At 73.3% G+C, this 20,064-nt stretch carries 15 protein-coding genes and 1 tRNA gene; 5 read left to right on the forward strand and 11 right to left on the reverse strand.

All coding sequences use genetic code 11. The annotated features are described in order from the left end of the window. Nucleotides 1-69 precede the first annotated feature (69 nt). The gene (locus Saso_RS04915; RefSeq protein ID WP_189927554.1) at nucleotides 70-585 is read right to left on the reverse strand and encodes an NUDIX hydrolase; all 516 of its coding nucleotides are present in this window, start codon (nucleotides 583-585) and stop codon (nucleotides 70-72) included. A gap of 68 nt (nucleotides 586-653) precedes the next feature. Further along, complete coding sequence (locus Saso_RS04920) at nucleotides 654-1,547, reverse strand: DMT family transporter (RefSeq protein ID WP_189927553.1); 894 nt, start codon at nucleotides 1,545-1,547, stop codon at nucleotides 654-656. Between the two features lie 520 nt (nucleotides 1,548-2,067). On the opposite strand from Saso_RS04920, the gene Saso_RS04925 reads away from it, so the two are divergent. Continuing rightward, nucleotides 2,068-2,775: a molybdopterin-dependent oxidoreductase gene (locus Saso_RS04925; protein WP_189927552.1), complete on the forward strand. Its 708-nt coding sequence runs from the start codon at nucleotides 2,068-2,070 to the stop codon at nucleotides 2,773-2,775. Next, entirely contained in the window at nucleotides 2,759-3,382 is a 624-nt protein-coding gene (locus Saso_RS04930; RefSeq protein ID WP_189927551.1) for a cytochrome b/b6 domain-containing protein, read from the forward strand. Before Saso_RS04925 ends, Saso_RS04930 begins: the two co-directional genes overlap by 17 nt. Nucleotides 3,383-3,434: 52 nt before the next feature. Here the strand turns inward: Saso_RS04930 and Saso_RS04935 are convergent, their stop codons facing one another. The 4 genes from Saso_RS04935 to Saso_RS04950 form a co-directional block, all read right to left on the reverse strand. Beyond that, nucleotides 3,435-4,577, reverse strand: coding sequence for an L-idonate 5-dehydrogenase (locus tag Saso_RS04935; protein ID WP_229901545.1), 1,143 nt, complete (start codon nucleotides 4,575-4,577; stop codon nucleotides 3,435-3,437). 16 nt (nucleotides 4,578-4,593) lie between these two features. After that, the gene (locus tag Saso_RS04940; RefSeq protein WP_189927550.1) at nucleotides 4,594-5,352 is read right to left on the reverse strand and encodes an SDR family oxidoreductase; all 759 of its coding nucleotides are present in this window, start codon (nucleotides 5,350-5,352) and stop codon (nucleotides 4,594-4,596) included. Between the two features lie 40 nt (nucleotides 5,353-5,392). Beyond that, nucleotides 5,393-6,790 (reverse strand): GntP family permease, encoded by a 1,398-nt coding sequence (locus tag Saso_RS04945; RefSeq protein ID WP_189927549.1) that lies wholly within the window; start codon nucleotides 6,788-6,790, stop codon nucleotides 5,393-5,395. A 61-nt stretch (nucleotides 6,791-6,851) separates the two neighbouring features. Continuing rightward, on the reverse strand, nucleotides 6,852-7,370 hold the full coding sequence (locus Saso_RS04950) for a gluconokinase (protein ID WP_189927548.1): 519 nt from the start codon (nucleotides 7,368-7,370) through the stop codon (nucleotides 6,852-6,854). Between the two features lie 130 nt (nucleotides 7,371-7,500). On the opposite strand from Saso_RS04950, the gene Saso_RS04955 reads away from it, so the two are divergent. Further along, nucleotides 7,501-8,202: a FadR/GntR family transcriptional regulator gene (locus Saso_RS04955; RefSeq protein ID WP_189927547.1), complete on the forward strand. Its 702-nt coding sequence runs from the start codon at nucleotides 7,501-7,503 to the stop codon at nucleotides 8,200-8,202. Nucleotides 8,203-8,205: 3 nt separating this feature from the next. On the opposite strand, the gene Saso_RS04960 is transcribed toward Saso_RS04955, so the two are convergent. From Saso_RS04960 to Saso_RS04970, 3 genes are all read right to left on the reverse strand, one after another. Continuing rightward, on the reverse strand, nucleotides 8,206-8,610 hold the full coding sequence (locus Saso_RS04960) for a YchJ family protein (protein WP_189927546.1): 405 nt from the start codon (nucleotides 8,608-8,610) through the stop codon (nucleotides 8,206-8,208). A gap of 191 nt (nucleotides 8,611-8,801) precedes the next feature. Continuing rightward, nucleotides 8,802-10,154 (reverse strand): M1 family metallopeptidase, encoded by a 1,353-nt coding sequence (locus tag Saso_RS04965; RefSeq protein WP_189927545.1) that lies wholly within the window; start codon nucleotides 10,152-10,154, stop codon nucleotides 8,802-8,804. Nucleotides 10,155-10,234: 80 nt separating this feature from the next. Further along, entirely contained in the window at nucleotides 10,235-14,104 is a 3,870-nt protein-coding gene (locus Saso_RS04970; protein WP_189927544.1) for a Pls/PosA family non-ribosomal peptide synthetase, read from the reverse strand. Between the two features lie 374 nt (nucleotides 14,105-14,478). Between Saso_RS04970 and Saso_RS04975 the strand changes: the two genes are divergently transcribed. Next, the gene (locus Saso_RS04975; protein WP_229901544.1) at nucleotides 14,479-15,357 is read left to right on the forward strand and encodes an ABC transporter substrate-binding protein; all 879 of its coding nucleotides are present in this window, start codon (nucleotides 14,479-14,481) and stop codon (nucleotides 15,355-15,357) included. A 51-nt stretch (nucleotides 15,358-15,408) separates the two neighbouring features. Here Saso_RS04975 and Saso_RS04980 read toward each other — a convergent pair whose 3' ends face one another. Then, complete coding sequence (locus Saso_RS04980) at nucleotides 15,409-18,195, reverse strand: SpoIIE family protein phosphatase (RefSeq protein ID WP_189927542.1); 2,787 nt, start codon at nucleotides 18,193-18,195, stop codon at nucleotides 15,409-15,411. A 181-nt stretch (nucleotides 18,196-18,376) separates the two neighbouring features. After that, nucleotides 18,377-18,461: transfer RNA gene (locus Saso_RS04985), tRNA-Leu, on the reverse strand. Between the two features lie 206 nt (nucleotides 18,462-18,667). Between Saso_RS04985 and Saso_RS04990 the strand changes: the two genes are divergently transcribed. After that, entirely contained in the window at nucleotides 18,668-19,996 is a 1,329-nt protein-coding gene (locus Saso_RS04990) for a M20/M25/M40 family metallo-hydrolase (protein WP_189927541.1), read from the forward strand. Nucleotides 19,997-20,064 lie beyond the last annotated feature (68 nt).

Here is a 20,064-nt window from a genome sequence, read left to right on the forward strand (position 1 = left end):
AGCGACGCCCGGCGCACTGAAGCCCGGCACGGCGAAGCCCGTCCCCCCGGGTCCGCCGGGCCCCCTGGCTCAGCCTGCCGTCCGGTGCTCCCGGAGCCGCTCGTACGCCGCCAGTCCGTCCGGCACCCACTCCCAGACGGACAGCCGCCGTTCGATCTCCTCCTCCGGGAGGAACTCGTGCCAGGCGACCTCCTCCACCTGCGGCCGTACCGGCAGATCGCAGCGGACCTCGTAGACGGCCGACCACCAGCTCCCGGCGGCGCCGCCGTCGTACAGGAACTTGAAGAGGAACTCGGGCCGGGGCAGGCCGCTCACACCCAGCTCCTCCTCGGCCTCGCGCAGCGCCGCGTCGTCGTACGCCTCACCCGCGCCGACCACCCCGCCGACGAACATGTCGTACAGCGACGGGAAGACCAGCTTCTCCGCGGTCCTGCGGTGGACGAAGGTCCGGCCCTCGGCGTCCCTGGCCCGGACGAAGACACAGCGGTGGCGCAGGCCCTCGGCGTACGCCCGCCCGCGGGGGGACCGTCCGACGACCACGTCGTTCTCGTCGACGATGTCGAGGATTTCGTCAGCAGAGCTCATGGGCCCATCCAAGCAGGCCGCCGCCGGCCGGCCGAAGCCTCGGCCGGATCGCCCGCGACAGGGCCCGGCTACCGGGACTGGAGGTCCGGGACCTTCTCCCGCGGCGCCGTGCCGCGCGGCATCGCCGGGTGCATCCCGAGCAGCACGATGCCCGCCACGATCGCCGCCAGTCCCGCCGCCTCCCAGGCCAGCGCGCCCGTGTCGGTGTGCAGCCGGTCGCCGAGGAAGCCGACCCCGCAGATGATCCCGGCGAGCGGCTGCGCCGCCGTCAGCGCGGGCAGCGACATGCGCAGCGGCGCCGTCTCGAACGCGCTCTGGACCAGGACCAGGCCGGTCACGCCGAGTGCGAGCACCGCGTACGGCTGCCAGCCCGCCAGCAGCTCGCCGAGGCCGCCCGCGCCGAACCGCTGACCGCTCACCCGGGTCAGCGCGTCCTGGACGCCGTACAGCAGACCGGCCGCGAGGGACAGGAGCACCGGGCCGGAACTCAGCCGGGAGCGCTTGGCGTACGTCGTGAGGAGCAGGGCCACCCCGATCATCACCCCGATGATCAGCCAGTGCCGCAGCGGATCCGTGACCGCGCTGCCACCGCGCGGCTCGCCCGCCACGATGAAGGTGCTGACCCCGCCCGCGAGCAGGACCAGGCCGGCCCAGCCCTGGCGGCCCAGCGGCTGTTTCGTCTGATGCCGGGAGAGCGCCAGCGCGAAGAGCAGGTTCGTCGCGAGCAACGGCTCCACCAGCGAGATCTCGCCCTGGCTCAGCGCGATCGCGCCCAGGACCATGCCGGCCACCATCAGCGCGATGCCGCCCAGCCAGCGCGGAACCCTCATCAGGTCCAGCAGCAGCCGGGGCGAGAGGAAGTCACCGAGGGGCGCCCGCTGGGCCGCGTTCTGCTGGAGTACGAACCCGAAGCCCAGGCAGCAGGCGGCACTCACGGCGAGGACCAGAACCAGAACCGACACGCTGCCTACCTCGATCATCCGGTCGGACCACGGACGGGATGCGTAGTGGCCGACTGTAGCGTCCCAGCGCCGTCCGTGCCCCTGGCAGTGCCCGGATCACGCGTTCCGGAGCCGTCCGGAACCCTGCTTCCGGGAGTACCCGCGAGCGGGCGTCCGACGCGGCCGCGGCACCCCGGACGGAGCCGGGGGAGTGGGGCGGCCTACGGCCATGGTGGGCGCAACGGACGGGCCGCGCCATGGCGTACGCCACACCGGCCCGGCCCGGCCCGCGCCCCTCCCTCACCCCGCCCGGTGCGTGCGGGCGAAGAGCCGGGCGGCAAGTCATGACGGAATTCTGACGGCCGCCCGGGATCCCTGGCCCCGGCGGTCCCCCGAGTGCTCGAATGGAAGGGTGAACCCCGAACCGTCCGAGCCGACCCGGCCCCCGGAGCCCCCCGGACCGCCCGAGCCGTCCCGGGCTCCCCGGCCCGCCCGCCCGAACCCCGCGGAGTCCGCGAGGTCCGAGGAGTCCGCGAGGTCCGTGGCACGCGGTGCTCCCGTCGGCCGGCGGGTCTTCCTCGGCACGCTCGCCCTCGGCGCCCTGGGCGTCGTGGCGGCGCCACCGCTCCAGCGCGGTGTGGAGGCCTTCCTCGGCAGTGCCGCCGACAAGGACCCCACCGGCCTCACCGGTCTCCTCCCCAACGGCGGCGGCTTCCGCTACTACTCGGTGACGTCGTCGGTCCCGCACAAGAACGCCACCGACTACCGGCTCACCGTGGACGGCCTGGTCGACCGCCCCGGCACCTACACGCTGGCCGACCTCAGGGCCCTGCCGCAGACCCGGCTGGTCAAGGACGTCCAGTGCGTCACCGGCTGGCGGGTGCCCGGCACCCCCTTCGAGGGCGTCCGGCTGTCCGCCCTGCTCGACGCGGCCGGGGTACGCGCCGACGCCGGAGCCGTCCGCTTCACCTGCTTCGACGGCGCCTACACCGAGAGCCTCACCCTCGAACAGGCCCGCCGCGCGGACGTCCTGGTCGCGCTGCGCATGCAGGACAAGGACCTCGGCCACGACCACGGCGGGCCGGTCCGCCTCTATGTGGCGCCCATGTACTTCTACAAGTCCGCCAAGTGGCTCTCCGGCATCACGGTCACCGAGAAGGTGCGGCGCGGCTACTGGGAGGACCGCGGCTACGACGTCGACGCCTGGGTCGGCCGTTCGAACGGACGGGACGATGAGCCTACGAGCTGAGGCGCCGCAGGCGACCACCGACATCCCGCGCTTCACCCGCGCCGCACGCTGGGTGCACCGCACCACGGCCGTCCTGATGGGCGTGTGCGTGGTGACGGCGGCCTTCCTGTACATCCCGGAGTTCGCCCAGCTCGTCGGCCGCCGCGAACTGGTGGTCCGGGTCCACGAGTGGGCGGGCCTGGCCCTTCCCGTGCCGGTCCTGGCGGGCCTCGTCTCGCGCGCGTTCCGCGCCGACCTCGGGCACCTCAACCGCTTCGGCCCGCACGACCGGCGCTGGCTGCGGGCCGCGCTGCGCCGGGACAAGCGCCGGGAGTCGCGTCCGGCGGCCAAGTTCAACGCCGGTCAGAAGATCTACGCGGCGTGGATCGCCGGGGCGACCCTGGTGATGGTCGGTACGGGTCTGCTCATGTGGTTCACCCATCTGACCCCGATCATGTGGCGGACCAGCGCGACCTTCGTCCACGACTGGCTCGCCCTGACGATCGGCGTCGTCCTGGCCGGTCACATCGGCATGGCCCTGGGCGACCCGGAGGCCCGCAGAGGGATGCGGACCGGCTCGGTGAGCCGGGAGTGGGCCGACCGGGAACACCACCTCTGGCACCCGTAGCACCCACCCGCCCCCACCGACCCGCTCCCCGCCCCGCCCCGGGCACACCGCCCTACGGCCCGCTTCCGGCGCACCGGCCCGCGCCCGCACCTCCGGCGTCGGCACCGGCGTCGGTTTCCGTCCCTCGTCCCGGGAACGGTGACGGGGACGGGGCGGGCCGGTGGGTCGGGTCGCCGAAGTCCAGCAGGACCTTGCAGGAGCGTCCGCGGTCCGCCGCGAGGGCGAACGCGGACTCCGCGTCCCGTACCGGGACCACCGCGCTGACCAGCGCGTCGAACGCGGGCTCGGCCGCGAGCAACCGCAGCGCCTCGTCGAACTCCGTGTCGAAGCGGAACGCCCCGCGCAGCTCGATCTCCCGGCTGACGACCAGGTTCCCCGCGAAGGGGCTCTGCCCGGGCGGCAGCATGCCGAGCTGCACGACGACCCCGCCGCGCCGCACCAGCCGCAGGCAGGTGTCGAGCCCGGCGGCGACCCCGGAGGCCTCCACGGCCACCTCGACCTCGGCGGGCCACCCGGCGTCCGCCGGGTCGTCGGCCCGTACGACGGTGTCGGCGCCCGCGGCGCGCGCGTACCCGAGGGCGGTGGGCAGCAGGTCGGTCACGGTCACCCGGGCCGCGCCCGCCGCCTTGGCCGCCGCGACCACCAGGCAGCCGATGGGTCCTGCGCCGGTGACCAGGACGTGCCGTCCGGCCACCGGACCGGCCCGCCGCACCGCGTGCAGGGCCACCGCGAGCGGTTCGGCGAGGGCCGCCCGGCGCGGCGGGAGCCCCTCGGGGAGCGGCCGCACCTGGGCGGCGGGGACGACGATCAGGTCCGCGAACCCGCCCTGGACATGCGGGGTGCGGGCCGCGCTGCCCAGGTAGCGGGTGTCCCGGCAGACGTTGCGCCGTCCGTCCGCGCACTCGGGGCACACCCCGCACGGCGTGGCGGGGTGGACGGCGACCGGCGTGCCCGCCGCGGGGTCCGACGCGGTGGGGGAGCCGTACGCGACGGCCGTCCCCACCACCTCGTGCCCCGGCACCATCGGCTCCGTGAGGCGGAAGTCACCGACCCCGCCGTGCCGCCAGTAGTGCAGGTCGGACCCGCAGACCCCGCCGTAGCGGACGGCGACGAGCACCTCGCCCGGCCCGGGCACCGGCGGCGCCAGCTCCTCGACGCGCAGGTCGCCCCGACCGTGGATCACACAACCGAGCATCCTTCGTCACGCCCCCTCAGAGCACACTGCTCATGCCGCCGTCGACGTACAGCACCTGCCCGCCGACGAAGTCCGCCGCGGGGGAGACCAGGTAGAGCAGTCCGCCCACCAGGTCCTCCGTGCGGCCCCACCGCCCGGCCGGGGTCCGGCGCCGTACCCAGGCGCTGAACTCCTCGTCCTCGACGAGGGGCCGGGTCAGCTCGGTCTCGATGTATCCCGGCCCGAGTCCGTTGACCTGGACGCCGTACGGTCCCCAGTCCGCGCACATGCCCTTGGTGAGCATCTTCAGCGCGCCCTTGGTGGCCGCGTAGGGCGCGATGCCCGGGCGGACCACCTCGCTCTGCAACGAGCAGATGTTGACGATCTTCCCGTGGCCGCGTCGCGTCATCCCGCGGGCGGCCTCCCGGCCGACCAGGAAGGCGCTGGTCAGGTTGGTGTCCAGCAGCCTGTGCCAGTCGGCGTCGGCGAACTCCAGGAGCGGGGCGCGCAGTTGCATGCCGGCGTTGTTGACCAGGATGTCGAGCGGGCCGACCTCTTCCTCGGTCCGCGCGATCCCGGCGGCGACCGAGGCGCCGTCGGTGACGTCGAACGTGCTCGTGCGCACGTCGCCGGGCAGGTCGGCGGCCGCCCGCTCCAGGCGCTCCGGGTCCCGCCCGTTGAGGACGACCGTGCAGCCGGCCTCGGCGAGGCCCCGGGCCAGGGCCAGGCCGATGCCCCGGCTGGAGCCGGTGACCAGGGCGATCCGGCCCGTGACGTCGAACAGGGGGTGGCTCATCGCCGTACTCCTCTCGTCCGTCTCCCTCTGCGGCGCGGCCCTACAGGACGAGCGAGAGGAGCAGGACCAGGCCGCCCGCGAACACGGAGATGATGGTCTCCATGACCGACCAGGTCTTGATGTTCTGGCCGACACTGAGGCCGAAGTACTCCTTCACCAGCCAGAACCCGGCGTCGTTGACATGGCTGAAGAACAGCGAGCCCGCGCCGATGGCCAGGACCAGCAGGGCGGTGTGCGTGGTCGACATGTCCGCCGCGAGCGGGGCGACCAGGCCGGCCGCCGAGATCGTCGCCACCGTCGCCGAGCCGGTCGCCAGCCGGATGACGACCGCGATGAGCCAGGCCAGCAGCAGCGCCGGGATCGACCAGTCCTTGGAGATGTCCAGGACCATCTGTCCCACGCCGCAGTCGATCAGCGTCTGCTTGAAGCCGCCGCCGGCGCCGACGATCAGCAGGATGCCCGCGATGGGCGCGAGGCCCTTCTCCACCAGCCCGGAGACCCGGTCCTTGGCGAACCCGGCGGGCCGCAGCAGGGTGAAGATGCCGACGAGGACGGCGGTGAGCAGGGCGATCAACGGGGAGCCGACGACGTCGAAGACGCGCTGCACGGTGTGCTCGGGGTCGTCCACCACGATGTCGACCAGCGCCTTGGACAGCATCAGCACGACGGGCAGCAGGATGGTGGCGAGGGTGGCGCCGAAGCCGGGACGCTTCTCCAGGTCCTCGGAGGGACGCTGGGGGATCATGCGGTCGGGGGCGGGGACGTCGACCCAGCGGGCGGCGAACCGGGAGAACAGCGGTCCCGCGACGACGACCGTCGGGACGGCGACGAGCACGCCGAGCGCCAGGGTGACCCCCAGGTTGGCGCCGACGGCGTCGATCGCGACCAGCGGACCGGGGTGCGGCGGGACGAGACCGTGCATGACCGACAGGCCGGCCAGGGCCGGGATGCCGATCCGCATCAGCGAGTAGTTGCCCCGCTTGGCGACCATCAGCACGACCGGGATGAGCAGGACGACGCCGACCTCGAAGAACAGCGGCAGGCCGATCACGGAGGCGATCAGCACCATCGCCCACGGCATCGAACGGCCGCCCGCCTTGGCCAGGATCGTGTCGACGATCTGGTCGGCGCCGCCGGAGTCCGCGAGCATCTTGCCGAGGATCGCGCCCAGCGCGATCAGCACGCCCACGCCGGCCACGGTGGTGCCGAGTCCGGTGGTGAACGAGGCGATGGCCTTGTCCAGGGGCGCCCCGGCGAACGCGCCGAGCGCGAGCGAGCCGATGGTCAGCGCCAGGAAGGCGTGGAGCTTGAACTGGGTGATGAGCGCGACGATGACGGCTATGCCCGCCACGACGGCGATGCCCAGCTGCACATGGCCGGCCGAGGTGATCGGCTCGACGGTGTCCGCTGCCAGCAGCTCGACATTGAGTCTGGTCACAGGGGATTCCCTTGCGGTGATGGGGAGGGGGTGATGTGAGGGGGACCTGGGGTGGGGAGGGTCAGGCGACGGCGTCGGGGAGTGCGGCGAGCGCGGCCACGGCCCGCTCGGTGATGGCCTCCGGGCTGCCCGAGACGTCGACGACGACGCCCGCCTCGTCCGCCTCGAGGGGCTGGAGCGTGGCGAACTGCGAGTCCAGCAGCGCGGTCGGCATGAAGTGACCCTGCCGGTGCGCCATGCGGTCCTCGATCAGCTGCCGGTCCCCCGAGAGGTGCACGAACACCACCGAGGGGGCGGCGGCCCTGAGCCGGTCGCGGTAGGACCGCTTGAGCGCCGAGCAGCTGACCGCCCCACCGAGTCCGGCCCGTTCGTCGGCCCAGGCGCCGATGGCGTCGAGCCACGGCCACCGGTCGGCGTCCTCGAGCGGGGTGCCGGCCGACATCTTGGCGATGTTGGCCTGCGGGTGGAAGTCGTCGCCTTCGGCGTAGGGAACGCCCAGCCGGGCGGCGAGCAGGGGACCGATTGTGGTCTTGCCCGTGCCGGCGACGCCCATCACCACGACGACGTGGGGGGTACGCATCTCTGCCTCGCTGTCTTCCTCGACACCTGATGTCGAGCACACTGAAGCCGATTAGGTACGACCAATACAAGAGTCTGTGACATATAAGTCTGACTTTTTAGCTCCGTGATCTACCCCGTACTCTGAGTGCATGACCACACCGGGCCGGGGTCTGCACGGCCGAGTACTGGACACCCTGGGCCCCGCGATCACCGCGGGCGAGTACCCGCCGGGCAGCGTCCTGCGCACCGACGAACTGGCCCAGCGCTTCGACGTCTCCCGCTCCGTGATGCGCGAGGCGGTCCGCGTCCTGGAGTCCATGCACCTGGTCGAGTCCCGCCGCCGGGTGGGCGTGACGGTGCGTCCCCGGGTCGAGTGGAACGTCTACGACCCGCAGGTCATCCGCTGGCGGCTGGCCGGCGCCGACCGCCCCCACCAGCTGCGTTCGCTGACCGTCCTGCGCTCGGCGATCGAGCCGGTCGCGGCGGGCCTGGCGGCGAAACACGCCACGGCGCAGCAGTGCGCCGAGCTGACGGAGTGCGCGCTCGGCATGGTGGCCAACTCACGCGGTCACCGGCTGGAGGGGTACCTCGTCCACGACGTCGCCTTCCACCGGGTGATCCTCGCCGCGTCCGGCAACGAGATGTTCGCCCGCCTCGCCGACGTCGTCGCGGAGGTCCTGGCGGGCCGCACCCACCACGAGGTCATGTTCGAGGACCCCGACCCGGCGGCCGTCACCCTGCACGTCCAGGTCGCGGAGGCGGTACGCGAGGGCGACGCGGCCCGCGCGGAACGGCTCACCCGGGAGATCACCGTGGGAGCCCTCCAGGAACTGGACATCCTGGCGCCCTAGCGGCTAACCGGAGCCCTCCGGGAACTCCCCGTCCACGTACACCCACGCCCCGGCCACCCGCTCGAACCGGCTGCGCTCGTGCAGCGCGCCGCCCCGGTAGGAGGCCCGGAACTCCACGGTCCCGGTGGTGTGGAAGGCGGTTCCCTCCGCCGTCCCGAGGATCTCCAGACCCGTCCACCGCATCCCCGGATCGAGGTCCAGCCGCTCCGGCCGCGTCCGCGGATGCCAGGTCCGCAGCAGATACCCCGCGTCACCGCGCACGAAGGCGCAGTACCGCGACCGCATGAGCGCCTCGGCGGTCGGCGCGGACCCGGCCCCCGCGTGGAACCGACCACAGCACGCCCCGTACTCCACGGGCAGCCCACAGGGACAACCGGCGGACGCCGCACGGTCATTTCGTCGAACCATCCCCCCATTCTCCCCCGAGGACGCGAGAGGAACTGCGCACAGCTGAGGGGAGCTGGACACCCGGCCCACCCCCACCCCCCCAGGGGCGCGGGGAACCGCGCACCCAGCCCTCACCGACCCGCACAACCCCCACTGGGAGCACCCCTCAGGGGCGCGGGGAACGGCGCAAAACTCCGCACCCCGGCGGAGCCCTACGCCGAGGCCGCCCCCCGCCCCACAGAAGCCACCGGCAACGGCGGCAGCGCCGTCCCGTACACCCACGCCTCGAACAACTCGTCCAGCGGCTCCGCCGCGAACCGCGCCGCATGCGCGACGAGCGTCGACGTCGTCACCGAAGACCCCCGGTGCAGCGAGAGCCAGGCACGCAGCATCCGGAAGAACCCCTCGTCGCCCAGCGCGCAGCGCAACGCGTGCACGGTCAGCCCGCCGCGCTCGTAGAGCCGGTCGTCGAACATCGACTTGCGGCCGGGGTCGCCGAGCCGCAGATCCTGCGGCAGCGAGGCCAGCGACCGGTGCGCGGCGGCGGCGAGCTGCTGCGCGCTGCGCCCGCCCGACCGCTCCGACCACAGCCACTCCGCGTACTTCGCGAACCCCTCGTTCAGCCAGATGTGCCGCCAGTCGGCGATGGACACACTGTTGCCGAACCACTGGTGGGCCAGCTCGTGCGCCACCAGCCGCTCCGAACCCCGCGCGCCGTCCACGTGGTTGGCGCCGAACAGCGACAACCCCTGCGCCTCGACGGGGACATCGAGCTCCTCCTCCGTCACGACGACCGCGTACTCGTCGAACGGGTAGGGCCCGAAGAGCTGTTGGAAGAGGTGCATCATCCCGGGCTGGCGCGCGAAGTCCCGCGAGAACTCCGCCAGCAGCTCCGCCGGGATGTGCCCGTGCTGGGGGACACCCCCGAGCCCCGGGTCGCCCAGCAGGACGGTCTGGTACTTCCCGATGGACAGGCCGACCAGATAGCTCGACGTGGGAGCCGACTGCTCGTACACCCACGTGGTCGTCGAGGCCTTCGTGGTGCGGGTCAGCAGCCGGCCGCCGGCCACCACGGAGTACGCCGACGGCGTCGTGACCGATATCAGGTAGGAGGCCTTGTCCGAGGGCCGGTCGTTGCACGGGTACCAGGAGGGCGCCCCGACGGGCTGGCTCGCCACCAGCGCCCCGTCGTCCAGCTCCTCCCAGCCGAGCCCGCCCCACGGGCTGTTCACCGGCTTGGGATTGCCCGACCAGTGCACCTCGACGGTGAAGGCGGCGCCCGCGCGCAGCGGCTTCGCGGGCCGCACCCGCAGCCGTCCGCCCCGGTGGGTGTAGTGCGTCGGCCGGCCGTCCACCCGGACCCGGCCGATCTTGAAGTCGGCCAGGTTCAGCTGGAACTCGGGCAGCGCCGAGCGCCCCGCGATCGCGTTGATCCGCGCCGCACCGGACAGCCGGTTCGGCCCGGGCCGGTAGTCCAGCGTGAGTTCGTAACGGTGCACCCGGTAGCGGGGATCACCGTTGGCCGGGAAATACGGATCCGGCCCGACCGACTGCTGAACTGCCACTTCCCCGTCCGCTCCCTGACCTGTGCTCGAACCACCCGCCGCCGGTGCACCGCTCCCCACCGGCTCCGGGTAGCCCCTTCTCAGGGACGCCATGCCTCGATCGGGTTGCCGAGCCAGCGGGTGTCGTCCGGGACGGACTCCGCGGCCATGACGAGCGACGCGGGACCCAGGGTCGTACGGGCCCCGACCGTGCTGCCGGGCAGCACGATCCCGCCAGGGCCCAGCGTGGCACCCTCACGGAGGACCACAGTATCCGTCCGCAAGATCCGGTCGTGGAAGAGGTGAGTCTGGAGCACGCACCCGCGGTTGACCGTCGCCCCCTCACCGAGCGTCACCAGATCCGACTCGGGCAGCCAGTAGCTCTCCACCCATGCGCCCTTGCCGATCCGTGCCCCGAGGCCGCGCAGCCACGCCGTCATCAGCGGCGTTCCCGGCACCGCGCCCGCCAGCCACGGCACCGCCACGACCTCCACGAAGGTGTCCGCGAGCTCGTTGCGCCACACGAAGCCGCTCCACAGCGGATGCTCACCGCTGCGGTGCCGGCCGACCAGCAGCCACTTGGCGGCGATCGAGACGAGGGCCGCCGCGCCCCCGGCCCCGAGCAGCACGAGCCCGGACAGCAGCGGCGCCCAGCCGCCCAGCGCGCACAGCGCCGCCACCGTCAGCACGGCCAGCCCGGCCGAGCAGAACACCGGCACGATCCGGCACAGCTCCACCAGGGCGCGCGCCCACAGCAGCCGCGCGGGCGGCTCGTACGTGCGGCTCTGGTCACCGCCGGCCGAGCTGCGGGGCAGCTTCACCGGCGGCAGCCCCAGGTACGAGCTGCCCTTCTTCGCCTTCTTCGGGGTCGCCGACAGGACACCGACCAGACCGCCGTCCGGCACACTGCGCCCCGGAGCGGTCATCCCCGAGTTGCCGAGGAACGCCCGCCGTCCGATCTCCGCCCGGCCGATCCGCATCCAGCCGCCGCCCAGCTCGTACGGCGCGGTCAGCGTGTCGTCGGCCAGGAACGCGCCCTCGCCGACCGTGGTCAGGCTGGGGAGCGCGAGGACGGTCGAGACCTCGGCGCCCTTGCCGATCCGCATCCCCAGCAGCCGCAGCCACACCGGGGTGACCAGCCCCGCGTACAGCGGGAACAGTGTCTCGCGCGAGTGGTCCATGAGCTGCGTGACGGTCCAGGCCTGCCAGCCGGCCCTGCTGTGCGTGGGATACGTGCCCTCCCGCAGTCCGAGACTCAGCAGCCGTACGGCGACCAGCAGCAGCAGGGCGTAGGCCGCGCCGAAGGAGAGCGTGGCCGGGACCAGGGCGAGCGCGGCGCCCCGCAGGGCCGTGCCGAGCCCGCCGCCCGGGGGCACGAAGCGGCTCGCCACCAGCAGGGCCGCCCCGGCCGCCGGCACCGGAAGCGAGGTCAACGCGAATCCCGACAGGCCGTACGCCACCCGCCAGGACGTGCGGCGGGCAGGCCGCTCCTTGGGCCAGTTGCGCTTGGCCTTGCCCAGCTTGACGGCGGGCGCGCCCGCCCACCGCTGCCCGGTGGGGACCTGACCGCTGACGGCCGAGCCGGGCGCCACCTCGGCGCGCTTGCCGACCCGGGCGCCGGGGAAGAGCATGCTGCGCGTGCCGACGACGGCGTGCGCCCCCACCTTGACCGTGCCCACCTCCAGCCGGTCGCCGTCCAGCCACCAGCCGGAGAGGTCCACCTCGGACTCCACGGCCGCGCCCCGGCCCAGCTTCAGCATGCCGGTCACCGGCGGGAGCGAGTGCAGGTCCACGTCCGGTCCGACCTTGGCGCCCAGGGCCCGCGCGTAGCGCTTCAGCCACACCCCGGTCAGCGAGGTCGCCCCGACGGACTCGGCCAGCCGCTCCGCCGTCCACAGCCGCAGATGGACCGCGCCGCCGCGCGCGTACCGACCCGGCTGCACCCCGCGCAGCAGCCACCGCGCCCCGCCCGCGGCGACCGCGAGCCGTCCGGGCGGGCTGAAGAGCAGCAGGGCGGCCGGGACGAGGAACCACCACGAGGCCGTCGGCAGCCAGCCGTACGCGGGCAGCAGATTGCCGAGCGCCGCCAGCGGCACCGCCCAGCGCAACCCCAGCAGGGTGAAGAGCGGGACGAGGAGCAGCAGCTGGACCGCCTTGGCGCGGGCGGGCACCGGGGCGATCACCCGGGCGGCGCCGTCGTCCTGGGCGGACCGCTCCAGGTGCCGGGCCAGCTTGCGCAGGGTCGGCTGCTGGTAGATGTCGAGGACGGCCGCGCTGGGGTAGCGGGTGCGCAGCCGGGTCGTCAGCTGCGCGGCGCCGAGACTGCTGCCGCCGATCGCGAAGAAGTCGTCGCGGGCGCTGCCCACGGGGATGCCGAGGACCTCCGTCCACTGCTCCGCCAGCCAGGCCTCGGTGCCGTACAGCCGCTCGGCCGGGCCGCCGGTCTCCAGGCCTTCGAGCGGCCAGGGCAGGGCGTTGCGGTCGACCTTGCCGGACGTCCGGGTCGGCAGGTCGGCGACCGGCGCGAGCAGCGGCACCAGGGCGGCGGGCAGTTCGGCGCGCAGCCGCTCCACCGCCGCCGCCTGGTCCCAGCCGTCCTGCGTCACGACGTACCCGACCAGCAGCTGGTTGCCGCCGCGGGCGGTCCGCACGGCGGCGGCGGCCCCCGCGACCCCGGGCAGGGCCTGGAGAGCGGCGTCCACCTCGCCCAGCTCGATCCGCCGGCCGCCGAGCTTGATCTGCTCGTCGGCCCGCCCGAGGAAGACGAGCCCCTCGGCGTCGGCGCGCACGAGGTCACCGCTGCGGTACGCGCGCTCCCAGCCCAGCGACTCCAGGGGCGCGTACTTCTCGGCGTCCTTCTCGGCGTCGAGGTAGCGGGCGAGCCCGACCCCGCCGATCACCAGCTGGCCGCTGCCGCCCAGCGGCACGGGCTCGCCGGCCTCGTCCACGACGGCCAGCTCCCAGCCCTTGAGCGGCAGCCCGATCCGCACCGGCTCCTCGCCGGACATCAGGGAGGCGCAGGCGACCACGGTCGCCTCGGTCGGCCCGTACGTGTTCCAGACCTCGCGTCCCTCCGTCACCAGCCGCTGGACGAGTTCGGGAGGGCAGGCCTCGCCGCCGAAGATCAGCAGCCGTACGTCGTTGAGGGTCTCGGGCTCCCACAGCGCGGCCAGCGTCGGCACCGTGGAGACGACGGTGATCTCCTGCTCGACGAGCCAGGGCCCCAGATCGGCCCCGCTGCGGACCTGGGAGCGCGGCACCGGCACCAGACAGGCCCCGTACCGCCAGGCCAGCCACATCTCCTCGCAGGAGGCGTCGAAGGCCACCGAGAGCCCGGCCATCACCCGGTCGCCGGGTCCGATGGGGTCCTCGGTGAGGAACAGCGCGGCCTCGGCGTCCACGAACGCGGCGGCGCTGCGGTGGCTGACGGCGACGCCCTTGGGCTTGCCGGTGGAGCCGGAGGTGAAGATGATCCAGGCGTCGTGCCCGGCGCCGGGGCGGGCGGCGGCGGCCGCCGCGGGCTCGCCGTGGAGGGTGATCTCGTGCCCGGCGCCGACGACCGCGCGCACCTGCGCCTCGCCGAAGACCAGCTCGGCACGCTCGTCGGGGTCCTCGGCGTCCACCGGGACATAGGCGGCGCCGGCGGCGAGAACGGCCAGCACCGCCACGTAGAGGTCGTTGGTGCCGGACGGCACGCGCACGCCCACCCGGTCGCCGAGTCCCACGCCCGCGTCCGCCAGCCGTCGCCGGAGGTTCTCCACCTCGACGGCGAGGGCGCGGTAGGTGAGGGGGGTGCTGCCGTCGTCCAGGGCGAGTTCGTCAGGGAACGACCGCACGGACGCGTCGAGGACGTCGACGAGGGTGCGTGCGGAGGCGGCGGGACCGCCGGAGAAGCGGGCGGTGTCACCGGGTCGAGCGTGGAATTCTTCGTCGAGCAGGCCGAGAGCGCTGCTCTCGTGAATGGCTGCCATCGGTCCTCGCGTCTCGAACCCGGAAGCCTCCGGGGTGCCGGCGGGCCCGCAGGTCTGCCTGGGGTTGTCCGGTCCAGCTCCGTAACAAGCCGGAAATTTTAGTACGAAGCTAGGTTCGCCGGGCTGTGCCGGCCACCCGGGGAGGCCGTTCGGGGCCGGTGGGAAGATCGTCTCCGCCATCCTGACCTGCGGGGTCTCCGGGGCGGCGAGATCTGCCCCACATCGGTGCGCGCGGGGGCGCGGAGGGCCGCGCGGGCAGGGCGCCGCGGGAGGACGCGGTGGCCGCGAGGCCGAGCGGGCGGGCCCCGGCAGTCGTATGGTCCGGGGTGATTTATGGTGACTCAAGGATTTCGCCCCTTTCCGGAGGTGCCATGATGCGCGCCGCGGCAGCGCTCGTCTCTCTGACCGTCGGCCTGGCGCTCATCACCGCGACATCGGCTTGTGACCAGGGCAAGTCGCAGTCGTCGAAGGCCCACTACGGGGACTGTCCGGTCTCGGGACATCGCGGGGAGTTCCATCTGTCGCCCCGGACGCCGGGTGCCCTGACGGTCAAGACGACCCTGCCCGCCCCCGGCTGGTGGAACGGCGGCACGCCGGGCTCCGTCCACAGCGGCTACGAGTACTGCATGGCCGCGAACATCGCCTACCGGTCCGGACTCGACCGGTTGAAGATCGAGAACGCCCCGTTCCCGGAGGTCGTCTCCGGGCGGACCAGCGACTTCGACCTGGCGCTGGCGCAGATCACGATCACTGCGCAACGGAGCAAGGTCGCCGACTTCTCCCCGCCCTACCTCTCCTCGACCCTCGGGGTGCTGATCAGGGACGGCGAGAAGATCGACGAGCGCAACATCCGTGACGTCCGCATCGGTGTGGCCGAGGGCACCACGGGCGAGGAGTTCGTCGAGAAGCGCCTGCGGCCGGCGAAGCCCGTCACGGCCTTTCCCAACGACCCGGAGATGGTCAGGGCGCTGGAGGAACGGCGGGTCGACGCCGTCGTCCACGACACGACGATTCTCCTGGCGTACCCCGAGAAGAGGGAGGGCAGGGTGCGCCTGGTGGGCCAGTACCGGACCGACCAGGGGTACGGCGCCCTGTATCCCAAGGGGTCGCCCGACCAGGACGAGCTGGACCGGATCATCAGGCAGCTGATCGACGACGGGACGCTGACCAAACTCTCGGCCGTCTACCTCGGGGCCGCCTTCGGGCAGGACCCGGCCAAGATCCCGTACTTCACGGTCGGCGCAGGCTCCTGAGCGCCCCCGACCAGCGCGCCCTGCGGGCCGGGAGCCGGCGTGCGCCCCGCCTCACGGTTCGGCCGCCGGGATCCCGGTCAGGTCTCCCCTGGCGGTGGCGTCGACCGCCTGCTCAGCCCAGATGATCTTGCCCCGGTCGGTGTACCGGGTCCCCCAGCGGCGCGACAGCTGCGCCACGAGGAACAGGCCCCGGCCCCCCTCGTCGGTGAAGGCCGCGCGGCGCAGGTGCGGGGAGGTGCTGGTGCCGTCGCCGACCTCGCAGATCAGGCTGTCGCGGTCACGCAGCAGCCGCAGAGCGATGGGGCTCCTTCCGTACCGGACGGCGTTGGTCACCAGTTCGCTGACGATCAGCTCGGTCGTGAAGGCGGCCTCGCCGAGTCCCCACGACTCCAGTGTGCGGGTGGCCTCGGCGCGGATCCGCGGGACGGCCGCGGGGTCGTCCGGCACCTCCCACTCGCCGACCTGCGCCGGGTCGAGCAGCCTGGTCCGTGCGACCAGCAGGGCGACATCGTCGCTCGACCTGGTACGCAGCATCGCGTCGAGCACCGCACGGCAGGCGTCGTCCGGGGTGGCGCCGCCGGTGTCGGCGAGCGCGTCCGCCAGCATGTCGAGCCCGACGTCGATGTCACGGCCGCGGGCCTCGACCAGGCCGTCGGTGTACAGGACCAGCAGGCTGTCGGCGGCCAGCCGGAGCTCGGCCGTCTCGATCGGCAGACCGGTGCCCGCCCCCAGCGGTGGGGCCACCGGAATGTCGGGGAAGGTCACGGAGCCGCCGGGCGACACCAGCGCCGGACCCGGATGACCCGCCCGGGCGAGCACGCACCCGCCGGAGACCGGGTCGTAGACGGCGTACAGGCAGGTGGCGCCCGTGACGGCCTCGGTGTCGCCCCGGGTCGTGGCGTCCTCGTCGATCCGGGTGATCAGGTCGTCCAGGCGCATCAGGAGTTCGTCCGGCGGCAGGTCCAGGGCGGCGAAGTTGTGCACCGCGGTCCGCAGGCGGCCCATCGTCGCGGCGGCGTGCAGACCGTGTCCCACGACGTCACCGACGACCAGCGCCACCCGGGCCCCCGGCAGCGGGATGACGTCGTACCAGTCGCCGCCCACCCCCGCCTGGGCCGGCAGATAGCGGTGGCCGACCTCCAGGGCGGACAGCTCCGGCAGGACGCCGGGCAGCAGGCTGCGCTGGAGGGTGACGGCCGTGGTGTGCTCGCGGGTGTAGCGGCGCGCGTTGTCGATGCACACGGCCGTCCGGGCGGCGAGTTCCTCGGCGGGGGAGAGGTCGTCCGGCTCGAAGGGCGCCTGCTCCGAACGCCAGAACTCCACCACCCCCAGCAGCTGGCCCCGGGCCCGCAGCGGCACCGAGATCATGGAGTGGATCCCGTGGGCGATGACCCTCCGGGCCCGTTCCGGGTTCTGGGCCCGCCACCCGTGGGCCAGGGCGAGACGCTCCACGAGAATCGGCCGGCCGGTGGCCATCCCGACGGCCACGGGGTTGTCGGGGGTGTACTGCATCCGCGTCCCGACGGGGTAGAGGGGCGAGTCGTCCCGGATGCCCGAGGCGGCGATGCGGCGCATCCTGCTGTCGGCCCCCGTCGGTTCACCGCCGCGCAGCACCGGCTCCACCAGCTCGATGGTGGCGAAGTCGGCGAACCGCGGGACCGCCACCTCGGTCAGCTCCTCGGCGGTGCGCGTCATGTCGAGGGTGGTGCCGATGCGGGTGCCGGCCTCGTACAGCAGTTGCAGGCGCCCGCCCGCCACGTCCGCCCGGCCGGCGAGGGCGCGCAGCTCCGTGGTGTCCCGCAGGGTGGCCACGCTGCCGCCCTTCGGGTCCACCGGCCGCACGTTGATCGCCAGCAGGGTGTCCCCGGACAGGAGGACCTCGTCGGTGGCCGCCCGCCCCGACCCCAGCAGCCGGGCCAGGGCCGGGCTCAGCCCGACGGCGGTGACCGGCCTGCCCTCGGCCTCCTCCGGCAGGGCGAGCAGCCGTCGCGCCTCGTCGTTGACCAGCAGCAGCCTTCCGTCGGCGGCCAGGATGATCACGCCTTCGCGGACCGCGTGCAGCACCGCGTCGTGGTGCTCGTACATGCGGGTCATCTCCACCGGACCCAGGCCCCGGGTCTGACGCCGCAGACGCCCGCTGACCAGCGCCGACCCTCCCGCGGCCAGCAACAGCGCGACGCCGCCGGCGGTGAGGAGCACCGGCAGCTGGTCCTGCACCACACCGGTCACCTTGGCCACCGTGACCCCCACGGTGACGAGGCCGACCGCGGTCCCCTTCTCGTCGAAGACGGCCACCGTCGAGTCGACCGCCTTGCCCAGGCTGCTGTCGAAGGTCGTCTGGTGGGGTTCGCCCTCCAGCGCCGCGCCGTAGGAGGTGGAGACGTGCTTCCCGATCTGGTCCGGGTCCGGATGGGTCCAGCGGAAGCCGTAGGGGCTCAGTGCGACGACGTAGTCGACGCCGGTCTTCTTGCGCACCGCCTCGGCACGCGGCTGGAGCGACGCCGTCGGATCGTCGCTCTTCATGGCCGCGGCGGTGCCCGGGGCGTTCGCGAACGACTCGGCCGCCACCAGCGACCGGTCGCGGGCCTCCTGGATGGCGCGGTTGCGGTCCTGGATCACGAGCACCACCACGGCGGTGGCGATGAGCAGCAGGACGACCACCAGTTGCAGCAGGAAGACCTGACCGGCGACGCTGCGCGGCTTCAGTGCCGACAGCGCCCGCCGGACGGCCGGGGGCCGACGGGCCTCCCCGTCGGCCTCCGGCGGCCCGGCCTGAGGCTCCGGCGGTGTGCGGTCACCCCGCCGGCGCGCCGGGGCATATCGCCCGAGTCTGCCCATTTCCTCAGTATCGGCGACGGGCCCGACAGGCGCGGCCCGGACCCGACCCGGCCGGGCTCGGCCATGGCGCCGGGACCGCCGCCATGGCCGGTCGCGCCCCCGCGGGTCTCGGGCACGACAAAAAACCGGCCGAGTCTATGACTCGGCCGGTCTTGTGCGAACGAACACGTCGTTCTGTCGGTGTCCGAGGGGGGACTTGAACCCCCACGCCCGATAAAGGGCACTAGCACCTCAAGCTAGCGCGTCTGCCATTCCGCCACCCGGACAAGGTGTCTGTCGTGCGGGGTTTCCCCCGCGGCGACGTCGTAAACATTACCAGGCTTTCCGGGGTGCCCGATCACGGGCGGCCGGGCCGCCGGGTGCCGCGCCCCGCGTGAACGGCGTGTGACGGGCCGGGACCGGTCTTGGGCGGGGGCCGGTGGAGAGGGAGGATGAGGGGGACCCACCAGCAGTGACAGCGGGAGGAACCAGCGTGAGCGCGACGGACGACACGGCCAGGGGCGTCACCGGCGAGGACGAGGTCGTGGACCTCTGCCGCGAGCTGATCCGGATCGACACCAGCAACTACGGCGACCACTCGGGCCCGGGTGAGCGCAAGGCGGCCGAGTGGGTCGCCGAGAAGCTCGCCGAGGTGGGACTCGAACCGGAGATCTTCGAGTCGCACCCGGGCCGCGCCTCCACCGTGGCCCGCATCGAGGGCGAGGACTCCTCCCGGCCCGCCCTCCTCATCCACGGACACCTCGACGTCGTACCGGCCAACGCGGCCGACTGGACCCACGACCCCTTCTCGGGCGAGGTCGCCGACGGCTGCGTGTGGGGCCGGGGCGCCGTCGACATGAAGGACATGGACGCGATGACTCTCGCGGTCGTCCGCGACCGGCTGCGCTCGGGGCGCAGGCCGCCCCGCGACATCGTGCTCGCGTTCCTCGCGGACGAGGAGGCGGGCGGCACCTACGGCGCCCGTCACCTCGTCGACAACCACCGGCACCTGTTCGACGGGGTGACCGAGGCGATCAGTGAGGTCGGCGGCTTCTCCTTCACGGTGAGCGAGGAGCGGCGGCTCTATCTCATCCAGACGGCCGAGAAGGGCATGCACTGGATGAAGCTGACCGTGGCCGGCACCGCGGGGCACGGCTCGATGATCCACCGGGACAACGCCATCACCGAGCTGTCCGAGGCGGTCGCCCGGCTGGGGCGGCACACCTTCCCGGTCCGGGTCACCAAGACCACCCGCGCCTTCCTCGACGAGCTCGGCGACGCGCTCGGCACCCCGCTGGACCCCGAGGACATGCAGGCGACCCTCGCCAGGCTCGGCGGCATCGCCAAGCTGATCGGCGCGACCCTCAGCAACACCGCCAACCCGACCCAGCTCGGCGCCGGCTACAAGGTCAACGTCATCCCCGGCGAGGCCACCGCCCACGTCGACGGACGCTTCCTGCCCGGCCACGAGGACGAGTTCCTCGCCGACCTCGACCGCATCCTCGGCCCGAAGGTCCGCCGCGAGGACGTGCACTCGGACAAGGCCCTGGAGACGTCCTTCGACGGTGCGCTCGTCGAGGCGATGCAGTCCTCGCTGCTCGCCGAGGACCCGACCGCCAAGGCGGTTCCCTACATGCTCTCCGGCGGTACGGACGCCAAGTCCTTCGACGACCTCGGCATCCGCGGCTTCGGCTTCGCGCCGCTGAAGCTGCCGCCCGAGCTGGACTTCGCCGGCATGTTCCACGGCGTCGACGAGCGGGTCCCGGTGGACGGCCTCCGCTTCGGCGTCCGCGTGCTCGACCGCTTCATCGACGCCTCCTGAAACCGTCCGGCGGAAACGCGATTTCGCCGCCCGAGGAAATCGGCCGCCTGTACGGACGTGACTGGGAA

Source organism: Streptomyces asoensis, from assembly GCF_016860545.1.
Lineage (GTDB): Bacteria > Actinomycetota > Actinomycetes > Streptomycetales > Streptomycetaceae > Streptomyces > Streptomyces asoensis.

Coding starts and splice junctions, on each gene's coding strand:
- Saso_RS04915 (WP_189927554.1), bottom strand. CDS start 585: ATGAGCTCTGCTGACGAAATCCTCGACATCGTCGACGAGAACGACGTG.
- Saso_RS04930 (WP_189927551.1), top strand. CDS start 2,759: ATGAGCCTACGAGCTGAGGCGCCGCAGGCGACCACCGACATCCCGCGC.
- Saso_RS04935 (WP_229901545.1), bottom strand. CDS start 4,577: ATGCTCGGTTGTGTGATCCACGGTCGGGGCGACCTGCGCGTCGAGGAG.
- Saso_RS04940 (WP_189927550.1), bottom strand. CDS start 5,352: ATGAGCCACCCCCTGTTCGACGTCACGGGCCGGATCGCCCTGGTCACC.
- Saso_RS04950 (WP_189927548.1), bottom strand. CDS start 7,370: ATGCGTACCCCCCACGTCGTCGTGGTGATGGGCGTCGCCGGCACGGGC.
- Saso_RS04955 (WP_189927547.1), top strand. CDS start 7,501: ATGACCACACCGGGCCGGGGTCTGCACGGCCGAGTACTGGACACCCTG.
- Saso_RS04960 (WP_189927546.1), bottom strand. CDS start 8,610: ATGGTTCGACGAAATGACCGTGCGGCGTCCGCCGGTTGTCCCTGTGGG.
- Saso_RS04970 (WP_189927544.1), bottom strand. CDS start 14,104: ATGGCAGCCATTCACGAGAGCAGCGCTCTCGGCCTGCTCGACGAAGAA.
- Saso_RS04975 (WP_229901544.1), top strand. CDS start 14,479: ATGCGCGCCGCGGCAGCGCTCGTCTCTCTGACCGTCGGCCTGGCGCTC.
- Saso_RS04980 (WP_189927542.1), bottom strand. CDS start 18,195: ATGGGCAGACTCGGGCGATATGCCCCGGCGCGCCGGCGGGGTGACCGC.